This window comes from Pseudomonas sp. GV105, from assembly GCF_003058185.1.
Taxonomy (GTDB): domain Bacteria; phylum Pseudomonadota; class Gammaproteobacteria; order Pseudomonadales; family Pseudomonadaceae; genus Aquipseudomonas; species Aquipseudomonas veronii.
This window is the reverse complement of sequence record NZ_QBUF01000001.1, coordinates 569,699-596,143: the sequence shown is the minus strand read 5'-3', so window position 1 is coordinate 596,143 and position 26,445 is coordinate 569,699. Positions and strand designations below refer to the sequence as shown.

Genomic DNA, 26,445 nt, shown 5'->3' with positions numbered 1-26,445 from the left:
GGCGCAGCCCTGAGCAGGAGGGCATGGATGCCCCCCACGCTCTCGCGCTTATGCCCTGCGTTGGCGCACCAGGTGCTTGAAGCCTTCGTACACCAGCACCATCACCGCCAGCCAGATCGGGATGTAGGTCAGCCATTCGCCCGTCTTGATACCTTCACCCAGCAGCAACGCCACCCCCAGCAGCAGGACCGGCTCCACATAACTGAGCAACCCGAACAGGCTGAATGCGAGCAAGCGGCTGGCAATGATATAGCTCACCAGCGCCGAGGCACTGATGACGCCCAGCATCGGGATCAATGCGTACAGTTTCGGATGGGCCGCCATCACCGCAAAGCCCTGTTCGCCGCTTTGCACAAACCACCAGGCCACCGGCAGCATCAGCGCCATGTCCAGCCACAGCCCGCCCAAATGGTCGGTGGTCAGGTATTTGCGCACCACGAAATAGACCGGGTAGCCGATGATCACCACCAGCGTGGCCCAGGAAAAACCACCGGCCTGATACAGTTCGTTAAGCACCCCAAGGGCTGCAAAAAACACCGCGATCTGTTGCAGCCGCGACAAGCGTTCGCCGTACACCAGGCGTCCGGTCAGCACCATGGTCAGCGGCAGCAGGAAATAGCCCACCGACACATCCAGACTGCGCCCATTCAGCGGCGCCCACATGAACAGCCACAATTGCACGCCGAGCAGCGCCGAGGACACCACGATGCCGCCGATCAGTCGCGGCCTGGCCGCCAGCATCCGCAGCACGTCCCATACCCGTCGCCATTCGCCGCTGATGAGCATGAACACCGTCATGCACGGCACGGTGAGTAACATGCGCCAGCCGAAAATCTCCAGGCCACTCAAGGGCGTCAGCAGCGACGTGAAGTAATACATCACGGCAAACAACACCGAAGCCAAGACCGATAACACAACACCTTTAGACACGCTGTCCTCGCGAAAACCGTTGGATACAAAAGAGGGGGGATTTCAGCAGGGGAATATAGTGCTTTTGGCGTCAGAGGGTGGCTCTGTTTTGGGGCGTTTCATCCAGGTTTTGCTCACTGCCCTCGGCAGAAGGGCAGTGAACTGCGATTTTCCGGGGGGTTACGTGCGTGCCATGCGCCCCGACACAAAGTGACCGACATCATTGAAGCCCGGGGTGGACGAGTGCCCCGGCGTCACCAGCGAGTCGATAAAGGCCTCGTCCTCAGCCGTGAGCTTCACATCCAGTGCGCCGGTGTACGCATCCCACTGCGCTTCGGTGCGCGGGCCGACAATCGCAGAGCTGACGGCCGCGTTATTCAGTACCCAGGCGATTGCGAATTCGACAATCCCCACGCCACGTTCTTGGGCGTATTGCTGGATCTGCTGGGCAATGTGCAGCGACTCGACTCGCCATTCGGTTTCCAGAATGCGCTTGTCCTGCCGCGCGGCGCGGCTGCCGGCCTCGGGCGTGGCATCGGGTGCGTATTTTCCGCTGAGTACGCCACGGGCCAGTGGGCTGTAAGGCACCACGCCCAAGCCATAGGCGGCTGCGGCGGTGATCTGTTCGATCTCGGCCTGGCGATTGACGATGTTGTACAGCGGCTGGCTGATTACCGGCTTGTCCACGCCCAGGCGCTCGGCCACGCGAATCACTTCGGCAATGCGCCAGCCGCGGTAGTTGGACAGGCCCCAGTAACGGATCTTGCCCTGGCGAATCAGGTCGCCGATCGCCGATACGCTGACCTCCAGCGGGGTGTTGTGGTCTTCGCGGTGCAGGTAGTAGATATCCAGGTAGTCGGTGTCGAGGCGGGTCAGGCTGGCTTCCAGTGCATTGAAAATACGCTTGCGGCTCAAACCGCTGCGGTTGGGCAAACCGTCCGGTGGGCCAAAGCCGACCTTGGACGCCACCACCCAATCCTGACGCTGGCGGGCGATGGCTTCACCGACCAGCTCTTCCGAACGTCCGCCTGTATAAACGTCGGCGGTGTCGATGAAGTTGATGCCCTGGTCCCAGGCCTTGTCGATGATGCGCAACGAGTCTTCGGTGTTGGTCTGTTCGCCAAACATCATGGTGCCCAGGGTCAAGGCGCTGACCTTCAACCCGGATTGGCCCAACGTGCGATAAATCATGCAAAGCTCCTCAAATCAGGAAAACGTGTGCCATGCAATACCAGACTCGCAGGCTCTGGGACAAGCCCTGGGCGTGTTTCTTCATACGCTCAGCAGCGTCCGGCAACGTGTCTGGAGGAAGCGATGCAACACTTTCACCCGTTCCGACACTTGCAGGCGATGGGGGCACATCAGATTGAAGGGCGTGGGTTCGCCCTGCCAGTCGGTCAACAGCGGCACCAGGCGCCCGGCCTGGATGTCGCTGGCGATATCCAGGTTGGCTTTATAGGCGATGCCATGCCCGGCCAATGCCCAGCGCCGCACGATTTCGCCGTCATCGCTCAAATAGTCGCCCGTCACCTCGACTTCCTGCAGCTCGGCGCCTTGGCGGAAGTACCAGGTGTTGTTGGCCCGCCCCTGGCGCATGTAGCGCAGCGTATTGTGTTGCGCCAGTTCTGCCGGCGTGCTCGGTGCGCCATGGCGCGCGAGGTAGGCGGGGCTGGCGCAGGCGATGCGGCGGTGGTCCGGCACCACTGGCAACGCCACCAGGCTGGAGTCACGGGGTACACCGAAGCGCAGGGCGATGTCGACAGTTTCGCGGAACAGGTCGGCGTTACTGTCGTTCAGCAACAGTTGAACGCGGATGTTCGGGTGCTCCAGCTTGAACTCATCCAGCCAGCCCAGCAGCACGTTGCGCCCGAAATCCGAAGGCGCGGCCAATTGCAGCCAACCGCTGAGGCTTTGGCCTTGTTGCTTGATCGCCTGTTCACCCTCGGACAGGGCTTCCAGGGCCACACGCACGCTGTCCAGATAGCGCCGGCCTTCCTCGGTCAGGCGCATGCTGCGGGTGGAGCGCGCCAGCAGCCGTATGCCCAGGCGGGTTTCCAGGCGTTTGAGCGCAATACTCGCGGCGGCCGGCGTGAGGCTGAGGCTGCGCGCGGCCGCCGACAGGCTGCCGGTGTCGGCGCTGCGCACGAAGACTTCCAGGTCGAGAATCGAGCTCATTTGTAAAAATCCTTTAAATATCTTGTCGTTTTACCGGGATTTTTCGCTGATTGCCAAGCTGGGAAGATGAACGCTCATTTTTTGACCCAGGATCTTTCCCCATGACCCATTCCCTCAGCGGTAAAACTGTCATCGTTATCGGCGGCAGCAGCGGCATTGGCGCGGCAGTGGCCAAGGCGGCAGCCGCGCGTGGCGCGCAGGTGGTGCTGGCCGGACGGCGTGTGTCCTCCGGCGTCGATAACGGCGTGCGCAGCGAACCGGTGGACGTCACCGACAGCGCGTCCCTGCAACGCCTGTTCGAAGCCGTGGGGCACTTTGATCATCTGGTCTATACCGCCGGCCCGTCGGTGCGCGCCAAGAACCTGATCGACACCGACCTGGACGAAGCCCAGGATAATTTCAACGTTAAACTCTGGGGTTCGTTGCGTGCGATTCAACGGGCGCTGCCGTTCCTCGACGAGCACGGCAGCATCAGCCTGACCTCCGGTCAACTGGGGCGCAAATTGGCGCCCGGTCAGTTCATCAAGACCGGTATCAATGCCGCCACCGAAGCGCTGGGCAAGCAATTGGCCAAGGAGCTGGCACCGCGTCGGGTGAATGTGATCAGCCCTGGCGTGATCGACACGCCGGCGTATGCCGGGTTGGACGACACGCAGCGCCTGGCGATGTTTGCCAAGGTGGAGGGCGCATTGCCAGTAGGTCGTGTCGGGCAGGCCGACGAAGTGGCGGCGGGGTTTGTGCTGGCCATGGAAAATGGCTTTATGACCGGCGCCGTGATCGATATCGACGGCGGCGGCCAGTTGTAAATCCCCAACCCAGAGTAGGAGCAAGCCTGCTCCAACTGTCAGACTTTGAGGGTGCGGGTCATACGCAGTGCCAACACACTGCCGCCGACGATCACCGCCGCCAGCAGGTACAGCGCGATATCCGTGGACCCGGTGGCATCCTTCACAAAGCCGACGATGTACGGGCTGAGGAAGCCGGCCATCTGGCCCATCGAGTTGATCAACGCCAGGCCACCTGCCGCCGCGCCCGCACTGAGCATGGCGGTGGGCACCGGCCAGAACATCGGCAGGCCGGTGAGGGCGCCCATGGTGGCGATGGTCAGGCCGAGAATGGCGATGGCCGGGGTGGTGGCGAAATTCACCGCGATCACCAGGCCCAGCGCGCCCATCAACATCGGCACTACCAAATGCCAGCGCCGCTCCTTGCGCAAGTCGGCGGAGCGGCCCACCAGCAACATGAACACCGCGGCCAGCAGGTAGGGGATCGCGCTGAGCCAGCCGATCACCAGGTTATCGCTGAAACCCAGGTTCTTGATGATCGACGGCAACCAGAAGTTGATCGCGTAGACGCCGCTCTGAATGCAGAAATAGATCAAGCCGAACGCCCAGATCGCCGGGTTCTTGAACACTTCGGCGAGGGAATCGGTGGTGGTTTTCGGCTTGTTCGCCAGGTCAGTCGCGTGGTCGGCTTCCAGCATTGCGCGCTCATGCGGTTGGAGCCATTTGGCGTTGGCAAAACTGTCGCTGAGCAGGAAATAGGCGAGGGCGCCCAGGATTACGGTCGGGATGCCTTGCAACAGGAACATCCACTGCCAGCCGGCGAGCCCGCCTTGGCCGGCGCCGAAGTGGTTGAGTATCCAGCCGGAAAACGGGCTGCCCAACAGGCCGGACACCGGAATCGCCGACATGAACAACGCCATGATCCGCCCACGGCGGAACGTCGGGAACCACTGCGAGAGATACAGCACCACACCGGGGAAGAAGCCGGCTTCGGCGGCACCGGTCAACAGGCGCAACGTATAGAAATGCGTCGGCGTGGTGACGAACAGCAGGCAGGTAGACAGCGTGCCCCAGACGATCATCATCAAGGCAATCCAGCGCCGCGGACCGAACTTGGTCAGCGCCAGGTTGCTCGGCACGCCACACAGCACGTAGCCGATAAAGAAGATCCCGGCACCCAGGCCGTACACGGTTTCGCTGAACTTCAACGCATCGAGCATCTGCAACTTGGCAAAGCCAACGTTCACCCGGTCAAGGTAGTTGAACAGGTAGCAGATAAAAATGAAGGGGATCAGGCGCAGGGTAATGCGCTTGTAGATGGCGTTTTTATCGTCATCGGTGGCCAGTGGTGCAACGGCGCTCTGTGACATGGGAGTCTCTCTTTATTATGATTTTTTGCGATGCGAGGGTAACGTTGATCGCCCCATGAGTCTCGGCCACCTGGCGGGGTGCTGTCTTTGTGCTCGCGCACAGTGAAGCATCCTTTGCGCTGTGCCGATGAACAACCGCCGCTTTCAAGGAAATTAGCCCCATGTTCGAGCTGGATCATGACCTGGCGCAGGATATCGTCGATCGCACCATGGCGATCCTGCCGCATAACGTCAACGTCATGGACAGCCAGGGCCTGATCCTCGGCAGCGGCGAGCCGGAGCGCATCAACACGCGGCATGAAGGCGCGCAACTGGTGTTGGCCAACGGCCGCGTGGTGGAGATCGACGGGCAGACCGCCAAGCACCTCAAGGGCGTGCAACCGGGCATCAACCTGCCGTTGATGCACGACCAGCGCCTGATCGGCGTGCTCGGCATTACCGGCGAGCCGGAGGGGCTGCGCACGTATGCCGAACTGGTACGCATGACCGCAGAAATGCTGGTCAGCCACCGGCATCAGCAAGCCGAGCAACAATGGCGACGCCAGCGCTGCGACGATCTGTTGGCGTTGCTGCTGGCCGACACTGGCGACTCGCCACGCCTGGTGGATGAGGCGCAGCAACTGGGGCTCAAGCCGCAAATGGCGCGCACGCCGTATCTGTTCGAGTTGGGGGCGGGGCAGACGGCGGAAGCGCTGAGCGCCTGGTTGACGTCGCGCTATCCGGACAGCTGGTGCGTCAGCTCCGCGCAGTATTCGCTGCTATGGTGCAGGCCGGCGGCGGTGCCGGTGGACAATCCGCGCCTGCTGGAAAAGCTCGAAGGCCTGGGCTGGACGATTCTGCGGGTGGCGGTGGGCGGGCAAGCCGATGGCTTGGCGGGGTTGCGTCGTTGTTATCGACGCGTGGGCGACCTGCTGGCCTACGGCCGCGATGTCCTGCCGCATTCACGGCTGCTGACCCTCAACCGCTATCGCCTGCCGGTGATGCTCTGGCGGCATCGCAACGATGATGCCCTGGACGAATTGCTCAACCCGCTGCGAAAAGTGCTGGCCAAGGACAACAACGGCCAACTGCAGGCGACCTTGCGCAGTTGGTGCGAACACGACGGGCAAAGCCAGGCATGCGCCGATGCGCTGGGCATTCACCGCAACAGCCTGCGCTACCGCATGGAGCGCATTGCCGAACTCAGCGGGGTCGACCCGTTGACGCTGGATGGCATGCTCGCGCTGTACCTTGGCGTCCAGCTGCTGCCCCAGGTTTTGTCGGAATGACCAACAAGCCGGGTTCGCACTTGTGCATCGGACCAGCGTCATTGCCGCTGCCAACTGGCAGCATGGGCGGCATAAAAACCGGAGAACGCCCATGAAAATCATCATCGCCCCCGATTCGTTCAAGGACAGCCTGAGTGCCGAAGGCGTCGCCCAGGCCATTGCCGAAGGCTTGGCGCAGGTCTGGCCGGATGCACACGTGGTCCAGTGCCCGATGGCGGACGGTGGTGAAGGCACGGTGGAGTCGGTACTCGCCGCCTGCCAGGGCGAACTGCGGCACCAGTCGGTGAAAGGCCCCTTGGGCGCTACGGTTGACGCGCATTGGGGCTGGCTGGCCGACAGCCACACCGCACTCATCGAAATGGCCGAAGCCAGCGGCCTGCAATTGGTGGCACCGGGGCAGCGCGACGCGTGCTCCACGACCACCTTCGGCACCGGCGAACTGATCCGCGCGGCCCTGGACGCCGGTGCCCGGCGCATCATCCTGGCGATTGGCGGCAGTGCCACCAACGATGGCGGCGCAGGCGCGATGCAGGCACTCGGCGTGCAGTTGTTCGATGCCGAGGGTCACCCTCTGGCACCGGGCGGCCTGGCTTTGGCCCGCCTGGCGCGGATCAGCCTGGAACAACTCGACCCGCGCCTGGCCCAGGTGCGCTTTGAAATCGCCGCCGACGTGAATAACCCGTTGTGCGGCCCCCATGGCGCCTCGGCGATTTTCGGCCCGCAAAAAGGCGCCGATCCGCAGCAGGTCGAACAACTCGACGCGGCCCTCGGCCATTTTGCCGACCACTGCGCCAAGGTCTTGCCCAATGACGTGCGCGACGAACCCGGCAGTGGCGCCGCCGGTGGACTGGGGTTCGCCGCCAAGGCCTTCCTCGGGGCGCAGTTCCGTGCGGGGGTGGAGGTGGTCGCCGAACTGGTCGGCCTCGACGAAGCGATACGCGGCGCCGACCTGGTGATCACCGGTGAAGGTCGTTTCGACGCCCAGACGTTGCGCGGTAAAACACCCTTCGGCGTGGCGCGCATCGCCCAGCGGCACCAGGTCCCGGTGATCGTGATCGCCGGCACGCTGGGTGAAGGCTACGAGCAGATGTACGCCCACGGCGTGGATGCAGCCTTCGCCTTGCCGTCCGGGCCGATGAGCCTGGAGCAGGCCTGCAGCGAGGCACCGCGCTTGTTGCGTGAGAGAGCGGCGGATGTTGCGCGGCTGTGGCGCCGCGCGGCGGGGTCAAGAACCTCGGCTTAGTCCCGTAACGCGAACGCCACCGCTGCCTGCGCATGCAGCACCGTGGTGTCGAGCAGCGGCAGGTTGCTGTGTTCGGGTTTGATCAGCAGGCCGATTTCCGTGCAGCCCAGGATGATTGCCTGGGCGCCGCGTGCGGCCAGGGATGCGATCACGCGCTGATAGACCTGGCGTGACGCCTCGCTGATCACGCCGACGCACAATTCCTCATAGATGATCCGGTGGACGGCCTGGCGCTCGTTCGCATCGGGCACCAGCACGTTCAGGCCGTGGGCGGCCAGGCGCGAGGTGAGAAAGTCCTGTTCCATGGTGAACGCGGTGCCGAGTAAACCCACGGTCAGGGTGCCGGCGGCGACGGCCGCGGCACCTGCGGCATCGGCAATATGCAGAAAGGGAATCGACACCGCCGCTTCGATCCGCGGCGCCACCAAATGCATGGTGTTGGTACACAGCACCACGCACTCGGCCCCCCCTGCTTGCAGGCGGCGCGCAGCATCCTCGAGGATCAGCGCGGCGTCGTCCCAGCGTCCGGCATGCTGGGCCTGTTCCACCGGGCCGAAGTCCACGCTGTACATCAGCAGTTGCGCCGAACGCAGCGGACCGAGCTGGTCGCGCACGCGCTGGTTGATGATGCGGTAGTACTCGGCGCTGGACTCCCAGCTCATGCCGCCGATCAGGCCGATGGTGTGCATGCGATGCTCCTGACAAGAAATATCGCATCACCTTACCCATCGGCCGCCGAATAGTCATACGCAGTTGCGCGCCAAATCAGCGGAGCAGTTTCACATATCCAGATTGCCCCAGCCCGGCCTGGCTTGCTCCGCTGCCACCGCGTGGATCTGTTTGCCGGTGGCCAGCTCCACCCGGCGCGCCACCTCCGGGTCGTCGGCGAACGGAATCAAACTGGCCTCATCCAGCGTCTCCTCGGATTGACCGCGCAAACAGTACTCCACCGCGCCATACAGGCACACCACCATCAGAAAGCTCCACATCAGACGATCCTCGCGTCAAGCTGCGCGACCCGCAAGTCGGCAACCCGCACCGTGCGCCAGGTGTTGTAGGCCATCAGCAGCATGCCGCTGAGAAACAACACGCCACCGGCAAAGCGCACCACAAACCCCGGATGGCTGGCCTGCAAGGCCTCGACAAACGAGTAGGTGAGGGTGCCGTCATCGTTGATCGCACGCCACATCAGGCCCTGGGTAATGCCGTTGACCCACATCGAGGCGATGTACAGCACGGTGCCGATGGTCGCCAGCCAGAAGTGCAGGTTGATCAGCGTCACGCTGTGCATCTGCTGGCGGCCGAAGACTTTCGGGATCATGTGGTACAGCGAGCCGAAGGTGATCATCGCCACCCAGCCCAACGCGCCGGCATGGACGTGGCCGATAGTCCAGTCAGTGTAGTGGGAGAGGGCGTTGACGGTCTTGATCGCCATCATCGGCCCTTCGAACGTCGACATGCCGTAGAACGCCAGCGACAACACCAAAAAGCGCAGGATCGGGTCGCTGCGCAACTTATGCCAGGCGCCCGACAAGGTCATCATGCCGTTGATCATGCCGCCCCAGCTCGGCGCGAGCAGGATCAGCGACATCGCCATGCCCAGCGACTGCGCCCAGTCCGGCAGCGCCGTGTAATGCAAGTGGTGCGGACCGGCCCAGATGTACAAGGTGATCAGCGCCCAGAAATGCACGATGGACAGGCGATAGGAATACACCGGCCGTCCGACTTGTTTCGGCACGAAGTAGTACATCATCCCCAGGAAGCCGGTGGTCAGGAAAAAGCCCACGGCGTTATGCCCGTACCACCATTGCACCATCGCATCGGTGGCGCCGGAATACACCGGGTAGGACTTGAACCAGTCCACCGGAATCGCCAGGTGGTTGACCACATGCAGCATGGCGATCACCAGGATGAACGCGCCGAAAAACCAGTTGCCCACGTAGATGTGCCGGGTCTGGCGGCGTACTACGGTGGTGAAAAACACAATGGCGTAGGCCACCCACACCACCGTCATCCATACCGCGCCGGAGAATTCGATCTCGGCGTATTCCTTGGTGGTGGTGTAGCCCAACGGCAGGCTGATCAACATGATCACGATGACCGATTGCCAACCCCAGAAGGTAAATGCGGCGAGCTTGTCGGAAAACAGCCGCACCTGGCAGGTGCGCTGTACCGCGTAATAACTGGCGGCGAACTGCGCGCTGCCGGCGAACCCGAAGATCACCAGGCTGGTGTGCAACGGTCGCAGTCGGCCAAAAGTCGTCCAGGGCAAATCGAGGTTCATTTCCGGCCAGACCAGCTGCGAAGCGATCCACACGCCCATGGCCATGCCCACCACGCCCCAGACGATGGTGGCGATCACGAATTGGCGGACGACCTTGTAGTTATAGGCCTGTCCGATTGTTGCTGTGCTCATGCTCAGTCCTCCCACGGTTCCAAGTGGCAGGCACTGTAGGAAGTGTGGCTAAAACAAAACAGACTCAGAAAAAGCTGATTACTACGGATCAGTTTATTCGGCGTGAAAGCACGGCTTATAGCCCATCTGATCCGCTTTTTAAGCCTGCACCTGAATCTTTAATGCCCTGCGCCGCAGGCGCATAGTCGCCCCCCTAGAAGCCGCGCCCTGGGACGCGGCCAACCCTGATGAGGCGGTGATATGTACCAGTACGATGCATACGACCGGGCGCTGGTGTTCGAGCGCGTGGCGCAATTTCGTGATCAGGTCGAGCGTTTTATCGCCGGCGAATTGAGCGAAGAAGAGTTTCTGCCCTTGCGCCTGCAGAACGGCCTGTACCTGCAAAAGCATGCCTACATGCTGCGGGTGGCGATTCCCTACGGCACCTTGAGCGCCGAACAGATGCGTACCCTGGCCAGCATCGCCCGCGACTACGACCGTGGCTACGGCCACTTCACCACCCGGCAGAACCTGCAGTTCAACTGGATCGAGCTGCACCAGGTGCCCGACATCCTCGAACGCCTGGCCCAGGTGGACATGCATGCGATCCAGACCTCCGGTAACTGCGTGCGCAATATCACCACCGAAGCCTTTGCCGGGGTCGCGGCCGACGAGCTGCTGGACCCGCGCCCGTTGGCGGAGATTCTGCGCCAGTGGTCGACCATCAACCCGGAATTCCTGTTCCTGCCGCGCAAGTTCAAGATCGCCATCTGCTCGGCCCGCGAAGACCGCGCGGCGATCATGATGCATGACATCGGCCTGTACCTTTACCGTGATGACCAAGGCGAGATGCTGCTGCGCGTGATGGTGGGCGGCGGCCTGGGCCGCACGCCGATCCTCGGCTTGCAGATTCGCGAGGGCTTGCCGTGGCGGCACCTGCTGTCCTACGTCGAGGCGGTGTTGCGCGTGTACAACCGGCATGGCCGGCGGGACAACAAGTACAAGGCGCGCATCAAGATCCTGGTCAAGGCGCTGGGGATCGACGCGTTTTCCCAGGAGGTGGAGGAAGAATGGCAGTACCTGCGCGATGGCCCGGCGCAGTTGACCGATGCCGAATACGCGCGCGTGGCGTCGGCCTTCGTACCGCCGGCGTATGCGTCGCTCAGCGATACCAGCCTGGCCTACGGCACCGAACTGGCCGACAACCCGGGCTTTGCGCGCTGGGTCAGCCGTAACGTCATGCCGCATAAAGTCGCGGGCTACGCCAGCGTGGTGTTGTCCACCAAGCCCGGCATCAGCGCGCCGCCCGGCGACGTCAGCGCCCCGCAAATGGAGGCCGTGGCTGAGTGGGCGGAGCGGTTCGGTTTTGGCGAAATCCGTATCGCCCATGAACAGAACATCGTGTTGCCGGATGTGCCCAAGGAGCATCTGCATGCCGTGTGGCGCCTGGCCTGCGAACACGGCCTGGGTGCGGCGAATATCGGCCTGTTGACCGACATCATCGCCTGCCCCGGCGGTGACTTCTGCGCCCTGGCCAATGCCAAGTCGATCCCCATCGCTCAGGCGATCCAGCAGCGCTTCGATAACCTCGACTACCTGCACGACCTGGGTGACATCAGCCTGAACATCTCCGGCTGCATCAATGCCTGCGGCCATCACCACATCGGCAATATCGGCATCCTGGGCGTCGATAAGAATGGCAGTGAGTGGTATCAGATCACCCTCGGCGGGGCCCAGGGCAAACACAGTTCACTGGGCAAAGTGATCGGCCCGTCGTTCAGCGCCGCCGAGATTCCGGATGTGATCGAGCGCGTGATCAATACCTTCGTGCGCTACCGCGAAAGCGAAGAGCGCTTTGTCGATACCGTGCAGCGCATTGGCCTGGAGCCGTTCAAGGAGCAGGTGTACGCGGAGCAGCCGGCATGAACAATCTGTTGAAGCTTGAGCAGGGGCAGGCGCGTCTGGTGGCGGATGATCCGTGGGTGTTGGTGCGTGACGAGGTGCCGGAGGGCGCTGCGCTGATCCTGCCGCTGGCGTCCTATGCGCCGGGGCATGGCGTGTGGCTGGGCCCGGATGATGAGGTCGAACAGCTGCAGCCCTGGCTCGCCACGCTGCCGCTGATTGCCCTGGATTTCCCCAGCTTTCGTGACGGCCGCGCCTATAGCCAGGCCTATCTGTTGCGCACGCGTATGGGCTGGCGAGGCGAGTTGCGGGCGATTGGCGATGTGCTACGCGATCAGCTCAGCCACATGCGCCAGTGCGGGTTCGATGCGTTTGCGGTGCGCGCGGACAAGTCGGCTGAAGACGCCCTGAAAGGGCTGGCGGGGATGAGCGTGCAGTACGGGCGTAGCGTGATCGAGCCGCGCCCGCTGTTTCGCAGGCGTTAATCATACGGTGAGTTGCCGCATCTGCCATGATCGCGGTTCGCACTACGGCTCACCCGAGGAAAACCGCAATGGATGATGTACAGCAACTGGGCGAGATGCTTCGTCATTACGCCGATAGCGAAGCGCACAAAAAACAGCAGTTCGAGGTGCAATCGGCGCGCTGGGCGCTAAAGCTCGGCGAGCTGTTCCAGCAGATCGAACAATGGCTGGAACCGGTCAATACCGCTGGTTTGCTTGAAGTCCACCGTGAAGCGTATGTCGCCAGCGGCCCGAGCGTTCCGGTGGAGACATCGCCGTTCAAGAGCGAAAAACTCACCGTGCAGATCACCGGCAAGAATGTGGAGTTCGTGCCGGACGTGATGGGCGTCGGCGGCTTGATTTCGGTGTCGGTCATGGGCCTGACGGCGGCACGGCACGGCAGTGTTTCACTGGTGCTGCCGGCGGACAAAAACGACTGGTTGTGGAAGAAAACCAACGGTTTGAAAGACCCGGACACCTTCGCCTTCAACGCGAACTTCCTGGCCGCACAGTTGCAGAGCCTGATCCCGCGCGAGCGCGGCTGAGCTTTTCAGCGCTTTTTCCAAGGATTGGCTATACCTACAGCTCAACGTTCTGATGATGACTGCCAAGGAGTTCGATGATGAAACTAAGGCTAATGATCAGCACGCTCTGCATCGCCACGATCGGGATGGTGGGCTGTGCCAGCCAAGTCACGCAACCGGATGAGTATTCAGGATTCCTGTCCGATTACAGCCGTCTCAAGCCGGCCAAGTCGCCTTCGGGCGTCGAGGTGCTGCGTTGGGTCGATCCGAAACTGGATATGAGCCGCTACAACGCGGTGTATATCGAACCGACGCAGTTTTACCCCAGGCCCCAAGCCACCGCGAAAATTCCTGAGAGCACGTTGCGTGGCATCAATGACTACTTCAACCAGGCCCTCAAGCGCGAAGTCGGCAAGTCATTGCCCCTTGCCCAAGGGCCCGGCGCCGGAGTGTTAGTGGTGCGTGCGGCGATTACGGCAGTCAGCAGCAAAACCCAGGGCCTGAAACCTTATGAGTTCGTGCCGGTCGCCCTGGTGGCCGCTGCGGTGAGTACCGGCACCGGCATCCGCGACCAGGACACGGTGCTGGGCACCGAGGCGCAGTTTCTCGACGGCGCCAACGGCAAGGTGGTTGCCGAGGTAGTACGCAAGGGCACCGGCAAGCCGCTGGAAAACGACTCGCAGGTGATGACGCCCAATGACGTGAAAAGCGTGATCGACGGTTGGGCGTCGGATTTGCATCAGTCGTATCTGAAACTGAAAAAGCGGTAAGTCGCCGACCGTATCACTTCAGTGGCGTCAGCGGCGGCAGCTTCCACTGGCCGTTGTTCGCCTCGGGTTTGGGCAGGTACAGGCGCAACACCGCGTAGAACGGGCCGGGCGGTGCCGGCAACCAGTTGCTCTGTTCGGCTTTTGGCGGTTCGTGGTGTTGCAGCGCCAGGGTCAGGCCGCCATCGGCGTCCAGTTTGAGGTTGGGCAACATCCGCGAATTGATCACATAGCGCTTTTTGTGGTTGGGCACCAGCAACTTGGTCTTGGCGTTGTACAGGGTCAGTGACCAGAAGGCGTCGGCCGGCGGCAGTTGGTCCTTGGCGAAGTGGACGGTGTAGCTATGGCGCGCGCCGTTGGCGGGCTTGCCTTCACTGTCGACGACGTAATTGAAGTAGGTGGCTTCATCGGCAGAGTTGCCGAAAAGCCCCACTTCGGCACCGGCATAGCGGTACAGGTCGTTGTTTTTCAGGTGATCGCGGTTGCCGAACAGGTCGCCTATGGCGACCTGCTGGGTGTCGAGTTTGTCTTTTTTGAACGCCGCGAACTCAGCCTTGGCGTCGGCGATCCCGTCTTCCAGTGCTTTACGCTGTTCGGCGCTCAACTGGTTGACCTTGAACGGCGCACCCGGTGCGATGCCGATGGTGGCAAAGCGTGCGAGTTGGTCTTTCTCGCTGTCCTGGGGGGCAGCGAAGGCGAGCATGAAGTTCAAGTAGCGGAACAGTTGCGGGCCTTCGGTCATGTTGGCCAGCGGTTTGGGCCAATCGATCTTCGGCGCCTTGGCCGGGGCGGCCTGTTTCACATAGCTGCTGAGCGACTGCACTTTGTAGCCATTCTGGATCTGCTTGACCTTGTTCAGGTCCTTTTCATCAAACAACTGTGTGCGGTACAGCGCATAAGCGAGGTTACTTTCGCTATACACCACACGATCCACATCGACCGGCTGCTGACCTTTCCAGTCGGGCCCGGCGATCATGTAGTGGCCGCCATTGTTGCCGGTGCTGCGCGTGCCCAGGTACGCGAAGTTATGCGTATAGAGGTCGACCAGTTGCACCGAGTAATAGCGGTTGTCTTCGATCTTGGGCAGCGTCAGCACCAGCGGCTCGCTACGCAGGTCCATCCAGACGAAGGAGTAGGGCGTGTCGGGGTTTGGCGTGGCCAGTGTGGTGTCTTTGGGGGTGAAGACCTGGGCGGTGTTGCCAATATGGTTGAACGGCGCCTTGAAGTTGACGCCGCCCTTGTCGACCGCCTGGGTGTAGAGCGTTTTGTACATTTCCACGACCGGGTAACCATACAAATAGGCTTCCTTGGCGATTGCCCGAGCCTCAGAGGGGGTGGCCGTGAAGTCGGCCCAGGCGCCAGAGCTCATGAGTATCGAGAGGCTCGCCAACAGCAGGCGCGTCGGTTTTCCAATCATGTTGTTGCGTCCTTCCAGAGGGCTTGTGAGGAGTACTATTGAATGGTGTGGCAAAGCGGCGAGTTTCCAACTTTATTGGCCGAACGTCACGTTAATCCCGGTATGACATACAGCTTGACGTAAAAATGCCGCCCCTGTGGGCGGCACTGGACAAAAACGCAACGTCAGGCTGCGTCAAGCATTTGCTTAACCTTATTGCGCAATTGATCGATGGAGAACGGCTTGGCGATCGATTGCATGCCCGGCTGAACCTCGATGCTCTCGGGATAACCACTGGCAAACAGGACCGGCAGTTGCGGGCGCAGTTTACGCGCCTGGGTGGCCAAGTCCCGGCCATTCATATCCGGCAGGCCGACATCGGTCATCATCAGATCAATGACTTTATTTGTGTCCTCTACGAATTCAAGCGCCGATTTGGCGTCTTCAGCCTCCAGCACACCGAACCCCAACTCTTCGAGTACATCGACGATCAGCATACGCACAATTGAGTCGTCTTCGACTACGAGAATGGTTGAGGTGGGTGCCGACATAGTGAACATTCCTGAAAAAGTGAAGGTGCTGGGCGCGACAGGTCTAAAGGCAATCCACTAGTGAGTAGCGACAAGGCCAGCAAGTTCCGAAAAATTGCTGGCATTGTGAGCTTCGCGCCGGAGAATGTCGCGTCAGGGGCGGAAAAACTACAACGGGACCGACGCGATACGGTGGACCTGTGCGGAATCGCGGTAGAACTGCATGTCACCGGACTCAAAATAACTCACTTGATACTCAGGCGTGCCCGGATTCGTACCGTAAGCCCGATGCTGAAACGGGCTGGTGCCGCGATTCAGGGTACGTTCCAGGCCATTTTTCATGGCCTCGGCCGAGTCAAATTGGGCCATCCCGAAATTCGGATCGAAGTAGAACCAGACGGGTTTGTCGTCACGCACCATGACGCCGGCCAGCAGGGCGTGATCCTTCGTTGCAATCCTCAGGCTCCTTGGCGGGCTCGCATCGGTCAGCTCGGTGGCGATCTGATGATAGGGAATCTGCCTGGGCTGCTTGCCCATATGAAAGGTATCCACGTGTTTGACTGCTTCATGAAACGACCTGAGGGTGCGGATGAACTGCGTCGCCACAGGGTCCTGTGGATCGGCGGCCGCCTTGAACATATTGCCCAGGTAGGTCGTCTCTTGGCCCGATTGCATGGACAGTGCCAGGGTATTGGCGATACCCGCACATTCGCCTGGTGAAGCCAGATTGACTTGGCTGAGGTAAAACTCCTGGGGCATCGGGGTCAAGGTGCCGCCGACGGCGTGGATATCCCGCTGGAACAGGGTAAAGCCTTCCTGGATCAGTCTGACTTTCTTGCGTTCGATCTGTTTGACCAGCGTGCCGACGTCTTCGGCGCCCAGCCACCCACGGGAGATCAGCATCTGAAGCTCGAGAATCGTCGAGTCTGATGAGAAACCCGGCACCTTGTGCGGGTCACCGTTCGCATAGCCGGCGTTGAAGTCGGAAACCTTCTCGGGGCGTTGCGCGCGTTTCAACTCGTTTTCGAACTCTTTGGGTGCATATTGACCGAGTACGGTCGGCGGGCCCTCCGGCGACTGTATTTCGCCCGCCAGTTTCTTGTAGAGCCAGTCGGTGAAGCTCTGGTTGATCTGCCCCTTCGCCGACACCGTGGTGGGTGCGAAGCCCTGGAGTGGCCCGCCGTAGGCGCGCATTTTTTCCGCGTCGAAGGCATACCACTGGCCATTTTTCAGCACCGCGGCACCGTCAATACTGTGTTCGCCGATCTTCACGGTGCCTGTGGCGACGACGCCATGCTCGTTGCTGGCGGCTTTGAGCAGGTCGTAACGGCCCGACGCGCCACGCAATGCGTTCACACCTTGCGCGCCTTTGGCGCCGAGGAACTTGAGCCCGCCACCGGCCAGGCGAGCCCCGCCAACCGCCAGGTCGCCTGCGCCGCTCAGCGGGTTGAATGCGCCGAACGTGGCCATGCCGATGACTTTGGCCGACCGTGCCACCTTGGTCGCGGCCGAAACGGTGGTCCCTGCGATCTTGACCACTTTTCCGGCCGCACCCACACCCGCCGTCACGATGCCGAACGCGTCCAGGCTCAGATCGATCAAGCCTTCAGCAATGTTGCCGTTGCGGAAGTGGTTGATCGCGGAGCGCAAAGGGACCAGGTCCAACAGGAAGTTTTCAATCATGTCGGACCGGTTCCGAATATTGTCGTCGGTGGTGAGGCCACGCGCCTGTTGCTTGATTGCCGGATCATCGAGGTTGATATGTTCAACGAAGGCATCGGCGATCAGTTGGACGCGGGGCGAGGCGAAGGTATCGCTGGGTGAATCGCCAGGCGGTGTCTGTTCTGTGTCAAGCGTGGTTTGACCGGCGCTGGGGGTGAACACCTTTGTTTCGGAGACGATATTCGCCTTCCTTGAAGAGCCAGGCTGTGCCTGCCACTGCGGAATACTGCGGATAGCGCCGGCATTGAAGTCGATCTCATAGGCCGTGGTCACCCCACCGCGCTCGATCCTTACCAGTAGTTCTTCGCCTTTGGGCAGCTCGGTTTTGTCACTGAACAAACCCAGCCCAAGTTTATGGGCGTGATTTTGATAAAAAGTGACGTTGCCATATTCAAAGTTTTTTCGGTCGTCTGCCGGCAACTGGCTGATCAAGTGCTTGATATACGTGCCGACGGCGTTCTTCTTTTCCTCGATCACCTGCTTGAATTGCGACTCGAACGCCGTGGCCACCCCAAACTCGGGATTGGCGTTCAACGCCCCCACGGGGATACGGCTGTCACGGGAGCCGTAGACCGCGTCGGGTCCAACGTCCATCATCGCGACATCCAGCAGCGAGTGCACGCCCGGCACCTGATTTCTACGCCGGATATCCCCGCCCGGCATATGGGTGACGCGAATCAAGGGTTCTTCGAACAGCGCCTCCTTGTCGGGAAAGCGTTGTTTCAGCTCGGCCAATGCCATCGCTTTACGGGACGGGATGTCTTTGTCGAAGGCCTCTGAGGCGGCCAGCATCACGGACTGGCGTTCGCTGAAGCGAGTCACCAGGTTGTTCAGTTCATCGGACGCGTACAGATGCTCGGCTTTTTTCTCCAGCAGGCCATTGGCCGTGCCCCAATCGATCAAGGCGTTGCGTTGAGCGGTGTTCGTCATGTTCACGTCTGCGCCGCTGGCGTGTTCGGCTTCCAGCATGACCGCGGCGAAGCTCATATTGGCGACCCGGCCGGGTATGTGCGCGTCGACCATCGTCGCGGCGATTGCGAGGTTGACCCAGGCCGGGCTGCCAAAGGTCACGCTGTCGGGAATGTCTTTGACCAGAAATACCGGCGCACGACCCGCCAGCAGCAGGTGGGCGGCTGCGCCAGCCAGTTCTGGGCTGGTTTTACCCTGAGCCACCAGGTGTTGGCGCAGGGCATCGACGATCTGGGTGGCCGACTTGCCCCTGAGTGAGTCGTCGGCCAGGTCGAAGCCGGCCACGTTGTTGCGTTGGGGGGCGGTGATGGACTCTGGGTCCAGCTGCAGTATCACGGCCGCGAGCAGGTAATCGAGGCTGCTGCTATCGGTGGCAATGCCCTGCATCTGTTCCTGAAGCGCGTGGCCCAATGATTGTGCTTCTGGCGAACTGACAAGGGCGTTCAACGTCGCGCCCGGGCTCGTCAGCGCTTCGGCCGCGAGAGGGGTTCGATGCCGCAGGAACTCCAGTACTCCGCCAGTGGTGTGCTTGAGCGGCTGTTTTTGCCCAAGAGGGTCGGTGTAATCCTGGGTGCGGGTGTGCAAGCGTTGTTGCTCATCGGCGCTCAAGGGCACCGGCCAGCTGAGGGCGCCGCCCAGGTTACCCAACGGGTGCGCCTGGGATCGGGCGGCCATGGCGTCCGACAGCCCGGTCAGGGATAAATGGCTATAGGGTGAAAGCAATCCTCCCTGGCGATTGATAAAGCTATCCACGCTGGTGCTGCCGCCGACTTCGCTGTGATAAACCGAGTCGGGGTGAACGTCCATCGGCGTGGTCTTGAGGGCTGCCTGCACGGCCGGGGTGGAGGCGTCAGGCCCAAGCCGCAGGGCGATTTCATTGAGTTTGTCGGCAAGTGTTTTGAGGTTGTGATAATGCCCCAGCTTCGCCTTGAGGCTAGCGCTTTGCGCGACGGTGACGCTGGCTGGCGGCTGCACCGTTGGCGCAGGCGAGTCGTGGCTGGGGACGGGTGTCAACGTCGGCGGTGTAGCGGCGGGTATTGCGGGTGGCGTGGAGAGCGGCATCAATGAAACGCTGGGGAGGGTTTGCAAGGAAATAGTCATACGAGCACCGTTTTGTTAAACAGAAGGTGAGCGCCTTTCTCGCGGAGTTTCCTTATTCCCAAGACGCTTTAGTCTGTGGAAAGGCTGATCAACCAGGTTCCGGTTCAGCACGGGCGGAGTGTGAGCAACTGAAACTGCGACGGGATGTGGGCGGCGTTCAGGGTGCCGTTGCCCGATTGCGCCGTTTCGGGTTGCAGCGGTTCATGGCAGAAAAATAGCGTTCAACCGCAACTTTGGGGCAAACTCCCGGTTTTTCCGCATTTGGCAAAGGCATGCCCATGACTCCCGCGTCGACCGTCGATGAAAAGAGCTTTCGTACACTGTTGAGCCGCAACGTCGCACTGCCCCTCGGTGTGGGTGTGCTCAGTGCGGTGTTTTTTGTGTGCCTGATCACTTATTTGTTGTCGGTGATCCAGTGGGTAGAGCACACCGACCGGGTCATCAATAACCTCAACGAAACGTCCAAGCTGACGGTTGACCTGGAAACCGGCATGCGCGGTTTCCTGATCACCGGCGACGAGCATTTCCTCGACCCCTATGAAGTGGCCAAGCCGCGGATCATTGCCGACTTACACAATTTGCAGGAGCTGGTGGCGGACAACCCGCAGCAGGTAGATCGCCTCAAGCGCCTGGAAAGCCTGCAACTGGAGTGGAACAACTACGCCCAGTCGATGATTGATATGCAGCGCGAGAACGGCGACTACCGCAGCGCGGTGAAAGCCGGCCGGGGTAAACGTCTGACCGATGAGATTCGCAATGAGTACGACGACGCGGTGGCGATGGAGCAACAGTTCCGGATTACCCGCAACGCGGAAGTCACCCGTACCACCCTCATCAGCGTCGCCCTGTACTTGGTGTTCGTGCTGGGGCTGAGCGGCTTTCTGGCTTACATTGGTCGTAAAAATTTACTATCACTTTCAGATAGTTACAGTGCGAACTTCGCGTCGCAACAGAAGATCGCATTGCGTCTGGAGCAACAAGCTTGGCTGCGTAATGGCCAGACCGAACTGGCCGAACAGGTGCTCGGTCAACTGACCCTGAACATGTTGGGACGCAATATCCTGCAGTTCTTTGCCCAGTACATGGGCTCGGTGGTGGCGGCGCTGTATGTGCGCGAAGAGCACGGCGGCCTCAAGCGCGTGGCCACCTATGGTTTCTCCCGCGAGCAGGAGCAGCAGGAGCAGGCGATCTACAGCGACGAAGGCATCGTAGGGCAGGCCGCCCAGCTCGGTCGCCTGATTCGCCTGGACGACGTGCCGGTGGATTACTTCAAAGTGAGTTCCGGCCTGGGCGAGGGCACGACCCGCAGCGTGCTGGTGGTGCCGACCAGCGATGACGACCGGATCAACGGCGTGATCGAACTGGGTTTCCTGCGCCCGCTGCAGGAGCGCGACATCGAACTGCTGGAACTCATCGCCGGCAATATCGGTACCTCCATCGAAGCCGCCCGCTATCGCCAGCGCTTGCAGGAAGTGCTGGCCGAGACCCAGCAGCTCAACGAAGAGCTGCAAGTGCAGCAGGAAGAGCTCAAGACCGCCAACGAAGAGTTGGAAGAGCAATCGCGCATCCTCAAGGAGTCCCAGGCCCACCTGGAAACGCAACAGGCGGAACTCGAGCAGACCAACGAGCAATTGGCCGAGCAGACGCTTACCCTGGCCGAGCAGCGCGATGCCATGGACCGCAAGAACGTCGAGCTCAACCAGGCCCAGCTTGAGCTGGAAGACCGCGCTGACGAGTTGCAACGCTCGAGCAAGTACAAATCAGAATTCCTCGCCAACATGTCCCACGAACTGCGCACGCCGCTGAACAGCTCGCTGATCCTGGCCAAGTTGCTGGCGGAGAACCCTCAGGAAAACCTCAGCGCCGAGCAAGTCAAGTTTGCCGAGTCGATCTATTCCGCCGGCAATGACCTGCTCAACCTGATCAACGACATCCTCGATATCTCCAAGGTCGAAGCCGGCAAGCTGGAAATGCGCCCGGAAAACTCCAGCGTGGCGCGCCTGGTCGATGGCCTGCGCGGGATGTTCGAGCCGCTGGCGGCCGATCGCAAGCTGGGGTTCCAGGTGCAGGTGCAGGAAGGTACGCCGACCATGCTCTTTACCGATCGCCAGCGCCTGGAGCAGATTCTCAAGAACCTGCTGTCCAACGCGGTCAAGTTCACCGAGCAGGGCCAGGTCAGCCTGTCGGTGTCCCGCGCGCCGGGGGAGGGCGTCGCCTTTACCGTGCGCGATTCCGGGATAGGCATCGCCCCGGACCAGCAGGAGAGCATCTTCGAAGCCTTCCGTCAGGCCGATGGCACCACCAATCGCCGGTATGGCGGCACCGGCCTGGGGTTGTCGATTTCCCGCGACCTGGCCGCGTTGCTCGGCGGCTATATCAGCGTCACCAGCGAACCCGGCCAGGGCAGCACGTTCACCCTGGTCATCCCGGAGCAGTACGTCGAACGCGAGGAAGACGCTGCGCCTATCGAGCAACCGCGCCAGGTGATTGCCGCCCCGGCGCCCAAGCCCATCGCGGTCTCGCCGCTGCCGGTGGCCGATGCCACACAGATCCCGCGCTTTGCCGACGACCGCGAGAAAGCGCCGTTCGCTACGCGCTGCATCCTGGTGGTGGAAGACGAACCGAACTTCGCGCGCATCCTGTTCGACCTCGCCCATGAGTTGGGCTACCACTGCCTGGTGGCCCATGGCGCGGATGAGGGTTACAGCCTGGCCGAGGAGTACATCCCCGACGCGATCCTGCTCGACATGCGCCTGCCGGACCATTCCGGGCTGACGGTGCTGCAACGCCTCAAGGAACACGCCAGTACCCGCCACATCCCGGTGCATGTGATCTCCGTGGAAGACCGCGTCGAAGCCGCCATGCACATGGGCGCCATCGGTTACGCGGTGAAACCCACCACCCGCGAAGAGCTCAAGGATATATTCACGCGCCTGGAAGCCAAGCTGACCCAGAAGGTCAAGCGCGTGCTGCTGGTGGAAGACGATGACCTGCAGCGCGAGAGCATTGCCCGCCTGATCGGCGACGATGACATCGAGATCACCGCCGTCGGCTTTGCCCAGGAAGCCCTCGACCTGCTGCGCACGAACATCTACGACTGCATGATCATCGACCTCAAGTTGCCCGACATGCTCGGCAACGAGCTGCTCAAGCGCATGGCCACCGAGGATATCTGCTCGTTCCCGCCGGTGATCGTCTACACCGGGCGCAACCTGACCCGCGACGAAGAGGCCGAGCTGCGCAAGTATTCGCGCTCGATCATCATCAAGGGCGCCCGTTCGCCGGAGCGCCTGCTCGACGAAGTCACACTCTTTTTGCACAAAGTCGAATCGCAGCTGTCCCATGAACGCCAGAAGATGCTCAAGACCGCGCGCAGCCGCGACAAGGTCTTCGAAGGGCGCAAGATCCTGTTGGTGGACGACGATGTGCGCAACATCTTCGCCCTGACCAGCGCCCTGGAGCACAAAGGCGCCGTGGTGGTGATCGGGCGTAACGGCCATGAAGCCATCGCCAGGCTCAATGAAGTCGATGATATCGACCTGGTGCTGATGGACGTGATGATGCCGGAAATGGACGGTTACGAGGCCACCGCCCTGATCCGCCAGGACCCGCGCTGGAAGAAGCTGCCGATCATCGCCGTGACGGCCAAGGCCATGAAGGACGATCAGGAGCGTTGCCTGGCGGCCGGCTCCAACGATTACCTGGCCAAGCCGATTGACCTGGATCGCCTGTTCTCGCTGATTCGCGTCTGGTTACCGAAGATGGAACGTATTTAAGTGGAACGCAGTTTTTTGGAAAAAAGCAGTGATATTGAGCTGCGCCTGCTGATTGAGGCGATCTACCTCAAGTACAGCTATGACTTTCGCGACTACTCCGGTGCGTCGGTCAAACGCCGTGTGGCCCACGCCCTGCGCCAGTTTGAATGCGCGACGATTTCGGCGTTGCAGGAGCGCGTCCTGCACGATCCGGCAGCGTTCATGCAATTGCTGCAGTTTTTGACGATTCCGGTCAGCGAGATGTTTCGCGACCCGTCGCACTTCCTCGCGATCCGCCAGGAAGTGGTGCCGCTGCTCAAGACGTATCCGTCGATCAAGATCTGGATCGCCGGTTGCAGCACCGGGGAGGAGGTGTACTCCATGGCGATCCTGCTGCGCGAAGAAGGGCTGTTGGAACGCACCATCATCTACGCCACCGACATCAACCCGGCATCGCTGGATAAAGCCAAGCAGGGAATTTTTTCCCTGGAGAATGTGCGTGCCTATACCGCCAACTACCAGCAGGCCGGTGGGCAGCGTTCCTTTGCCGATTACTACACGGCGGCTTACGATCATGCGATCTTCGACAAGACGTTGCGCGAGAATGTCACGTTCGCCGATCACAGCTTGGCAACCGACAGTGTTTTCTCAGAAACTCAATTAATTTCATGTCGCAATGTATTGATTTACTTCAATAAAAAATTGCAGGATCGGGCCTTTGGATTGTTCCATGAGTCGCTGTGTCATCGTGGCTTCCTGGTGCTGGGCAGCAAGGAAACCCTGGATTTTTCCGCCTACAACAAGCATTTCGAGCCCTTGGTCAAACAGGAACGGATCTACCGGAAATCATGAACGACGCTGCCGCCAACCCCATGTGTGGGATAGAAGCCATCGTCGTCGGCGCGTCCGCCGGCGGCGTTGAGGCGTTGCTGAGTATTTTTAGCGATCTGCCGCAGGCCTTCGGGCTGCCGATCATTGCCGTGCTGCACCTGCCGGACGAGCGCCGTAGCCAGTTGGCGGAAGTGTTTGCGCGGCGTTTGCAGATTCCGGTACGCGAAGGGCAGGACAAGGAAGTGATCCAACCGGGCACCTTGTACTTCGCCAGCCCCGGCTATCATTTGTCGGTGGAGCATGACCGCAGCCTGTCTTTGAGCCAGGAAGACCGGGTACACCATTCCCGGCCCGCCATCGATTACCTGTTCGCCTCGGCCGGCGATGTCTACGGCAAGCGCCTGCTGGCCATACTGCTGACCGGTGCGAACCAGGACGGCGCCCAAGGGCTGGCCCACGTCAAGCAATCGGGCGGTATCACTGTCGTACAGGACCCCGACGAAGCACGGATTGCCGTGATGCCGCGGGCGGCGCTGGCCCTGCACACGCCTGACCATATTCTGACCTTGAGCCGCATTGCCTCATTGCTGGCTTCCCTGGAATCTTCCCCATGTTAAGTACTATCCAGGCCAAACTGCTGATCGTCGATGATCTGCCGGAAAACCTGCTGGCCCTCGAAGCGCTGATCAAGCGCGAGGACCGCCAGGTCTTCAAGGCCTTGAGCGCCGACGAGGCCTTGTCCCTGTTGCTGGAGCACGAGTTCGCCATGGCGATCCTCGATGTGCAGATGCCTGGCATGAACGGTTTCGAGTTGGCCGAGCTGATGCGCGGCACCGAAAAGACCAAGAACATCCCGATCGTATTCGTCAGCGCCGCCGGCCGCGAACTCAACTATGCCTTCAAGGGTTATGAAAGCGGGGCCGTGGACTTCCTGCACAAGCCGCTGGATATCCATGCGGTGAAGAGCAAGGTCAATGTGTTCGTCGACCTGTACCGCCAGAGCAAGGCGATGAAGCAGCAGGTGGAAGCGCTGGAGCGCAGCCGCCGCGAACAGGAGTTGCTGCTGACACGCCTGCAGGCCACTCAGGCAGAGTTGGAGCAGGCGGTACGCATGCGCGATGACTTCATGTCGATCGTCGCCCACGAAGTCCGCACGCCACTCAACGGGCTGATTCTCGAAACCCAACTGCGCAAGATGCACCTGGCCCGGGACAACGCCGCCGCGTTCACCCTGGAGAAGATGCGCGCCATGGTCGACCGCGATGAGCGGCAGATCCAGAGCCTGATCCGGCTGATCGAAGACATGCTCGACGTGTCGCGCATCCGCACCGGCAAACTGTCGATTCGTCCGGCGCGCTTCGACCTCACGCAACTGGTGCGCAACCTGCTGGAAAACTTCGCGCCGCAAGTGGCCGCCGCCGAGTCGTCCATGCAACTGGAGGCGGAAGGTCCGGTGGAGGGCAGCTGGGATGAATTCCGCATCGAGCAAGTGGTGTCCAACCTGCTGACCAACGCCTTGCGCTATGGGGCCAAGAGCCCGGTGGGCGTGCGGGTGTACAGCGAACACGGCGAAGCACGGCTGGAGGTGCGGGACCACGGGATCGGCATCAGCGCCGACAATCAGAAGCGCATTTTCCAGCAGTTCGAGCGCGTGTCCGCCAGCCATGTGGCCGCCGGTCTGGGCCTCGGGCTGTTTATTTCCGAACAGATCGTCGCGGCCCATGGCGGTACCATTGAGGTGGAGAGCCAGATAGGCGAGGGCGCCCTGTTCCGGGTGTGCCTGCCCCTGGACGCGTCGGCGTGAAAACAATCGTCACTTCGACGCAACCTCTGCGTGACTGCATGGTCGTAAGTGCAGCAATTGACCGGACAAAGGCTTCCCATGAGTGAAGATGCACAAGATGTCGTTCTGATCGTCGAGGACGACGAATCGATTATGTTTGTCCTGGATGAATACCTCAAAGGCCTGGGCTATCGGGTATTGAAGGCGATCAATGGGGAGCAGGCTTTTGAAATCCTCGCCAGTAAACCGCACCTGGACCTCATGGTGACGGACTATCGCCTGCCTGGCGGCGTCACCGGCGTGCAGATCGCCGAGCCGGCGGTGAAGTTGCGCCCGGAGCTGAAGGTGATTTTTATCAGTGGCTACCCGCAGGAAATTCGTGACTGCGACAGCCCGATCACACGCAAGGCGCCGATCCTGGCCAAGCCGTTCGACCTGGATACGCTGCAAGAACATATCCTGCGGTTGTTGGCGTGACACCTGAATGTGTCAGTCCAACAACCGCTGATGCCCCTGG

The 26,445-nt window shown here is 61.2% G+C and carries 22 protein-coding genes; 12 read left to right on the top strand and 10 right to left on the bottom strand.

Features of this window, described 5'->3' with window-relative positions:
• Positions 1-48: 48 nt before the first annotated feature.
• The 3 genes from rarD to C8K66_RS02490 all read right to left on the bottom strand — a co-directional run bounded on the left by rarD (position 49) and on the right by C8K66_RS02490 (position 3,084).
• The gene (gene rarD, locus C8K66_RS02500; RefSeq protein WP_057004165.1) at positions 49-930 is read right to left on the bottom strand and encodes an EamA family transporter RarD; all 882 of its coding nucleotides are present in this window, start codon (positions 928-930) and stop codon (positions 49-51) included.
• A 159-nt stretch (positions 931-1,089) separates the two neighbouring features.
• Positions 1,090-2,100, bottom strand: a complete 1,011-nt coding sequence (locus tag C8K66_RS02495) for an aldo/keto reductase (protein ID WP_108524179.1) — start codon at positions 2,098-2,100, stop codon at positions 1,090-1,092.
• An 81-nt stretch (positions 2,101-2,181) separates the two neighbouring features.
• Positions 2,182-3,084, bottom strand: coding sequence for a LysR family transcriptional regulator (locus C8K66_RS02490; protein WP_046383522.1), 903 nt, complete (start codon positions 3,082-3,084; stop codon positions 2,182-2,184).
• Positions 3,085-3,185: 101 nt separating this feature from the next.
• On the opposite strand from C8K66_RS02490, the gene C8K66_RS02485 reads away from it, so the two are divergent.
• Positions 3,186-3,890, top strand: a complete 705-nt coding sequence (locus C8K66_RS02485; protein WP_017846288.1) for an SDR family oxidoreductase — start codon at positions 3,186-3,188, stop codon at positions 3,888-3,890.
• A 38-nt stretch (positions 3,891-3,928) separates the two neighbouring features.
• Here the strand turns inward: C8K66_RS02485 and C8K66_RS02480 are convergent, their stop codons facing one another.
• Positions 3,929-5,239 (bottom strand): MFS transporter, encoded by a 1,311-nt coding sequence (locus tag C8K66_RS02480; RefSeq protein ID WP_017846287.1) that lies wholly within the window; start codon positions 5,237-5,239, stop codon positions 3,929-3,931.
• A 161-nt stretch (positions 5,240-5,400) separates the two neighbouring features.
• Here C8K66_RS02480 and C8K66_RS02475 point away from each other — a divergent pair, with 161 nt between their 5' ends.
• Both C8K66_RS02475 and C8K66_RS02470 read left to right on the top strand, forming a co-directional pair.
• Positions 5,401-6,507: a sugar diacid recognition domain-containing protein gene (locus C8K66_RS02475; protein WP_046489470.1), complete on the top strand. Its 1,107-nt coding sequence runs from the start codon at positions 5,401-5,403 to the stop codon at positions 6,505-6,507.
• Positions 6,508-6,598: 91 nt separating this feature from the next.
• Positions 6,599-7,750 (top strand): glycerate kinase, encoded by a 1,152-nt coding sequence (locus tag C8K66_RS02470; protein WP_108524178.1) that lies wholly within the window; start codon positions 6,599-6,601, stop codon positions 7,748-7,750.
• Here the strand turns inward: C8K66_RS02470 and C8K66_RS02465 are convergent.
• From C8K66_RS02465 to ccoN, 3 genes are all read right to left on the bottom strand, one after another.
• On the bottom strand, positions 7,747-8,439 hold the full coding sequence (locus tag C8K66_RS02465; protein WP_046383518.1) for an aspartate/glutamate racemase family protein: 693 nt from the start codon (positions 8,437-8,439) through the stop codon (positions 7,747-7,749). The genes C8K66_RS02470 and C8K66_RS02465 overlap by 4 nt on opposite strands.
• Positions 8,440-8,529: 90 nt before the next feature.
• Positions 8,530-8,739 (bottom strand): cbb3-type cytochrome c oxidase subunit 3, encoded by a 210-nt coding sequence (locus tag C8K66_RS02460; RefSeq protein ID WP_046383517.1) that lies wholly within the window; start codon positions 8,737-8,739, stop codon positions 8,530-8,532.
• Positions 8,739-10,166: a cytochrome-c oxidase, cbb3-type subunit I gene (gene ccoN / locus C8K66_RS02455; RefSeq protein WP_017846282.1), complete on the bottom strand. Its 1,428-nt coding sequence runs from the start codon at positions 10,164-10,166 to the stop codon at positions 8,739-8,741. Before ccoN ends, C8K66_RS02460 begins: the two co-directional genes overlap by 1 nt.
• A 240-nt stretch (positions 10,167-10,406) precedes the next feature.
• On the opposite strand from ccoN, the gene C8K66_RS02450 reads away from it, so the two are divergent.
• The 4 genes from C8K66_RS02450 (at position 10,407) to C8K66_RS02435 (ending at position 13,844) form a co-directional block, all read left to right on the top strand.
• Entirely contained in the window at positions 10,407-12,071 is a 1,665-nt protein-coding gene (locus C8K66_RS02450) for a nitrite/sulfite reductase (RefSeq protein WP_108524177.1), read from the top strand.
• Positions 12,068-12,532 carry a DUF934 domain-containing protein gene (locus C8K66_RS02445; protein ID WP_046383515.1) on the top strand — a complete coding sequence of 155 codons (465 nt, stop codon included), beginning with the start codon at positions 12,068-12,070 and terminating at the stop codon, positions 12,530-12,532. Before C8K66_RS02450 ends, C8K66_RS02445 begins: the two co-directional genes overlap by 4 nt.
• A 68-nt stretch (positions 12,533-12,600) precedes the next feature.
• Complete coding sequence (locus C8K66_RS02440) at positions 12,601-13,095, top strand: hypothetical protein (protein ID WP_046383514.1); 495 nt, start codon at positions 12,601-12,603, stop codon at positions 13,093-13,095.
• A 77-nt stretch (positions 13,096-13,172) separates the two neighbouring features.
• On the top strand, positions 13,173-13,844 hold the full coding sequence (locus C8K66_RS02435) for a DUF3313 domain-containing protein (RefSeq protein WP_108524176.1): 672 nt from the start codon (positions 13,173-13,175) through the stop codon (positions 13,842-13,844).
• 13 nt (positions 13,845-13,857) lie between these two features.
• On the opposite strand, the gene C8K66_RS02430 is transcribed toward C8K66_RS02435, so the two are convergent.
• The 3 genes from C8K66_RS02430 to C8K66_RS02420 all read right to left on the bottom strand — a co-directional run bounded on the left by C8K66_RS02430 (position 13,858) and on the right by C8K66_RS02420 (position 19,559).
• On the bottom strand, positions 13,858-15,258 hold the full coding sequence (locus tag C8K66_RS02430) for a DUF1254 domain-containing protein (protein WP_046383513.1): 1,401 nt from the start codon (positions 15,256-15,258) through the stop codon (positions 13,858-13,860).
• A gap of 164 nt (positions 15,259-15,422) precedes the next feature.
• Entirely contained in the window at positions 15,423-15,788 is a 366-nt protein-coding gene (locus C8K66_RS02425) for a response regulator (protein WP_057004155.1), read from the bottom strand.
• 147 nt (positions 15,789-15,935) lie between these two features.
• A complete protein-coding gene (locus C8K66_RS02420; RefSeq protein ID WP_256590892.1) occupies positions 15,936-19,559 on the bottom strand; it encodes a hypothetical protein in 3,624 nt (1,207 codons plus the stop codon).
• 278 nt (positions 19,560-19,837) lie between these two features.
• On the opposite strand from C8K66_RS02420, the gene C8K66_RS02415 reads away from it, so the two are divergent.
• The 5 genes from C8K66_RS02415 (at position 19,838) to C8K66_RS02395 (ending at position 26,405) form a co-directional block, all read left to right on the top strand.
• Positions 19,838-23,335 (top strand): response regulator, encoded by a 3,498-nt coding sequence (locus C8K66_RS02415; protein WP_108524174.1) that lies wholly within the window; start codon positions 19,838-19,840, stop codon positions 23,333-23,335.
• Positions 23,336-24,166 carry a protein-glutamate O-methyltransferase CheR gene (locus C8K66_RS02410; RefSeq protein ID WP_017846273.1) on the top strand — a complete coding sequence of 277 codons (831 nt, stop codon included), beginning with the start codon at positions 23,336-23,338 and terminating at the stop codon, positions 24,164-24,166. It abuts the gene before it with no gap.
• Positions 24,163-24,762 (top strand): chemotaxis protein CheB, encoded by a 600-nt coding sequence (locus tag C8K66_RS02405; protein WP_079443875.1) that lies wholly within the window; start codon positions 24,163-24,165, stop codon positions 24,760-24,762. Before C8K66_RS02410 ends, C8K66_RS02405 begins: the two co-directional genes overlap by 4 nt.
• Complete coding sequence (locus C8K66_RS02400; protein WP_046383509.1) at positions 24,756-25,949, top strand: hybrid sensor histidine kinase/response regulator; 1,194 nt, start codon at positions 24,756-24,758, stop codon at positions 25,947-25,949. Before C8K66_RS02405 ends, C8K66_RS02400 begins: the two co-directional genes overlap by 7 nt.
• Positions 25,950-26,027: 78 nt before the next feature.
• Positions 26,028-26,405: a response regulator gene (locus C8K66_RS02395; RefSeq protein WP_017846270.1), complete on the top strand. Its 378-nt coding sequence runs from the start codon at positions 26,028-26,030 to the stop codon at positions 26,403-26,405.
• Positions 26,406-26,445 lie beyond the last annotated feature (40 nt).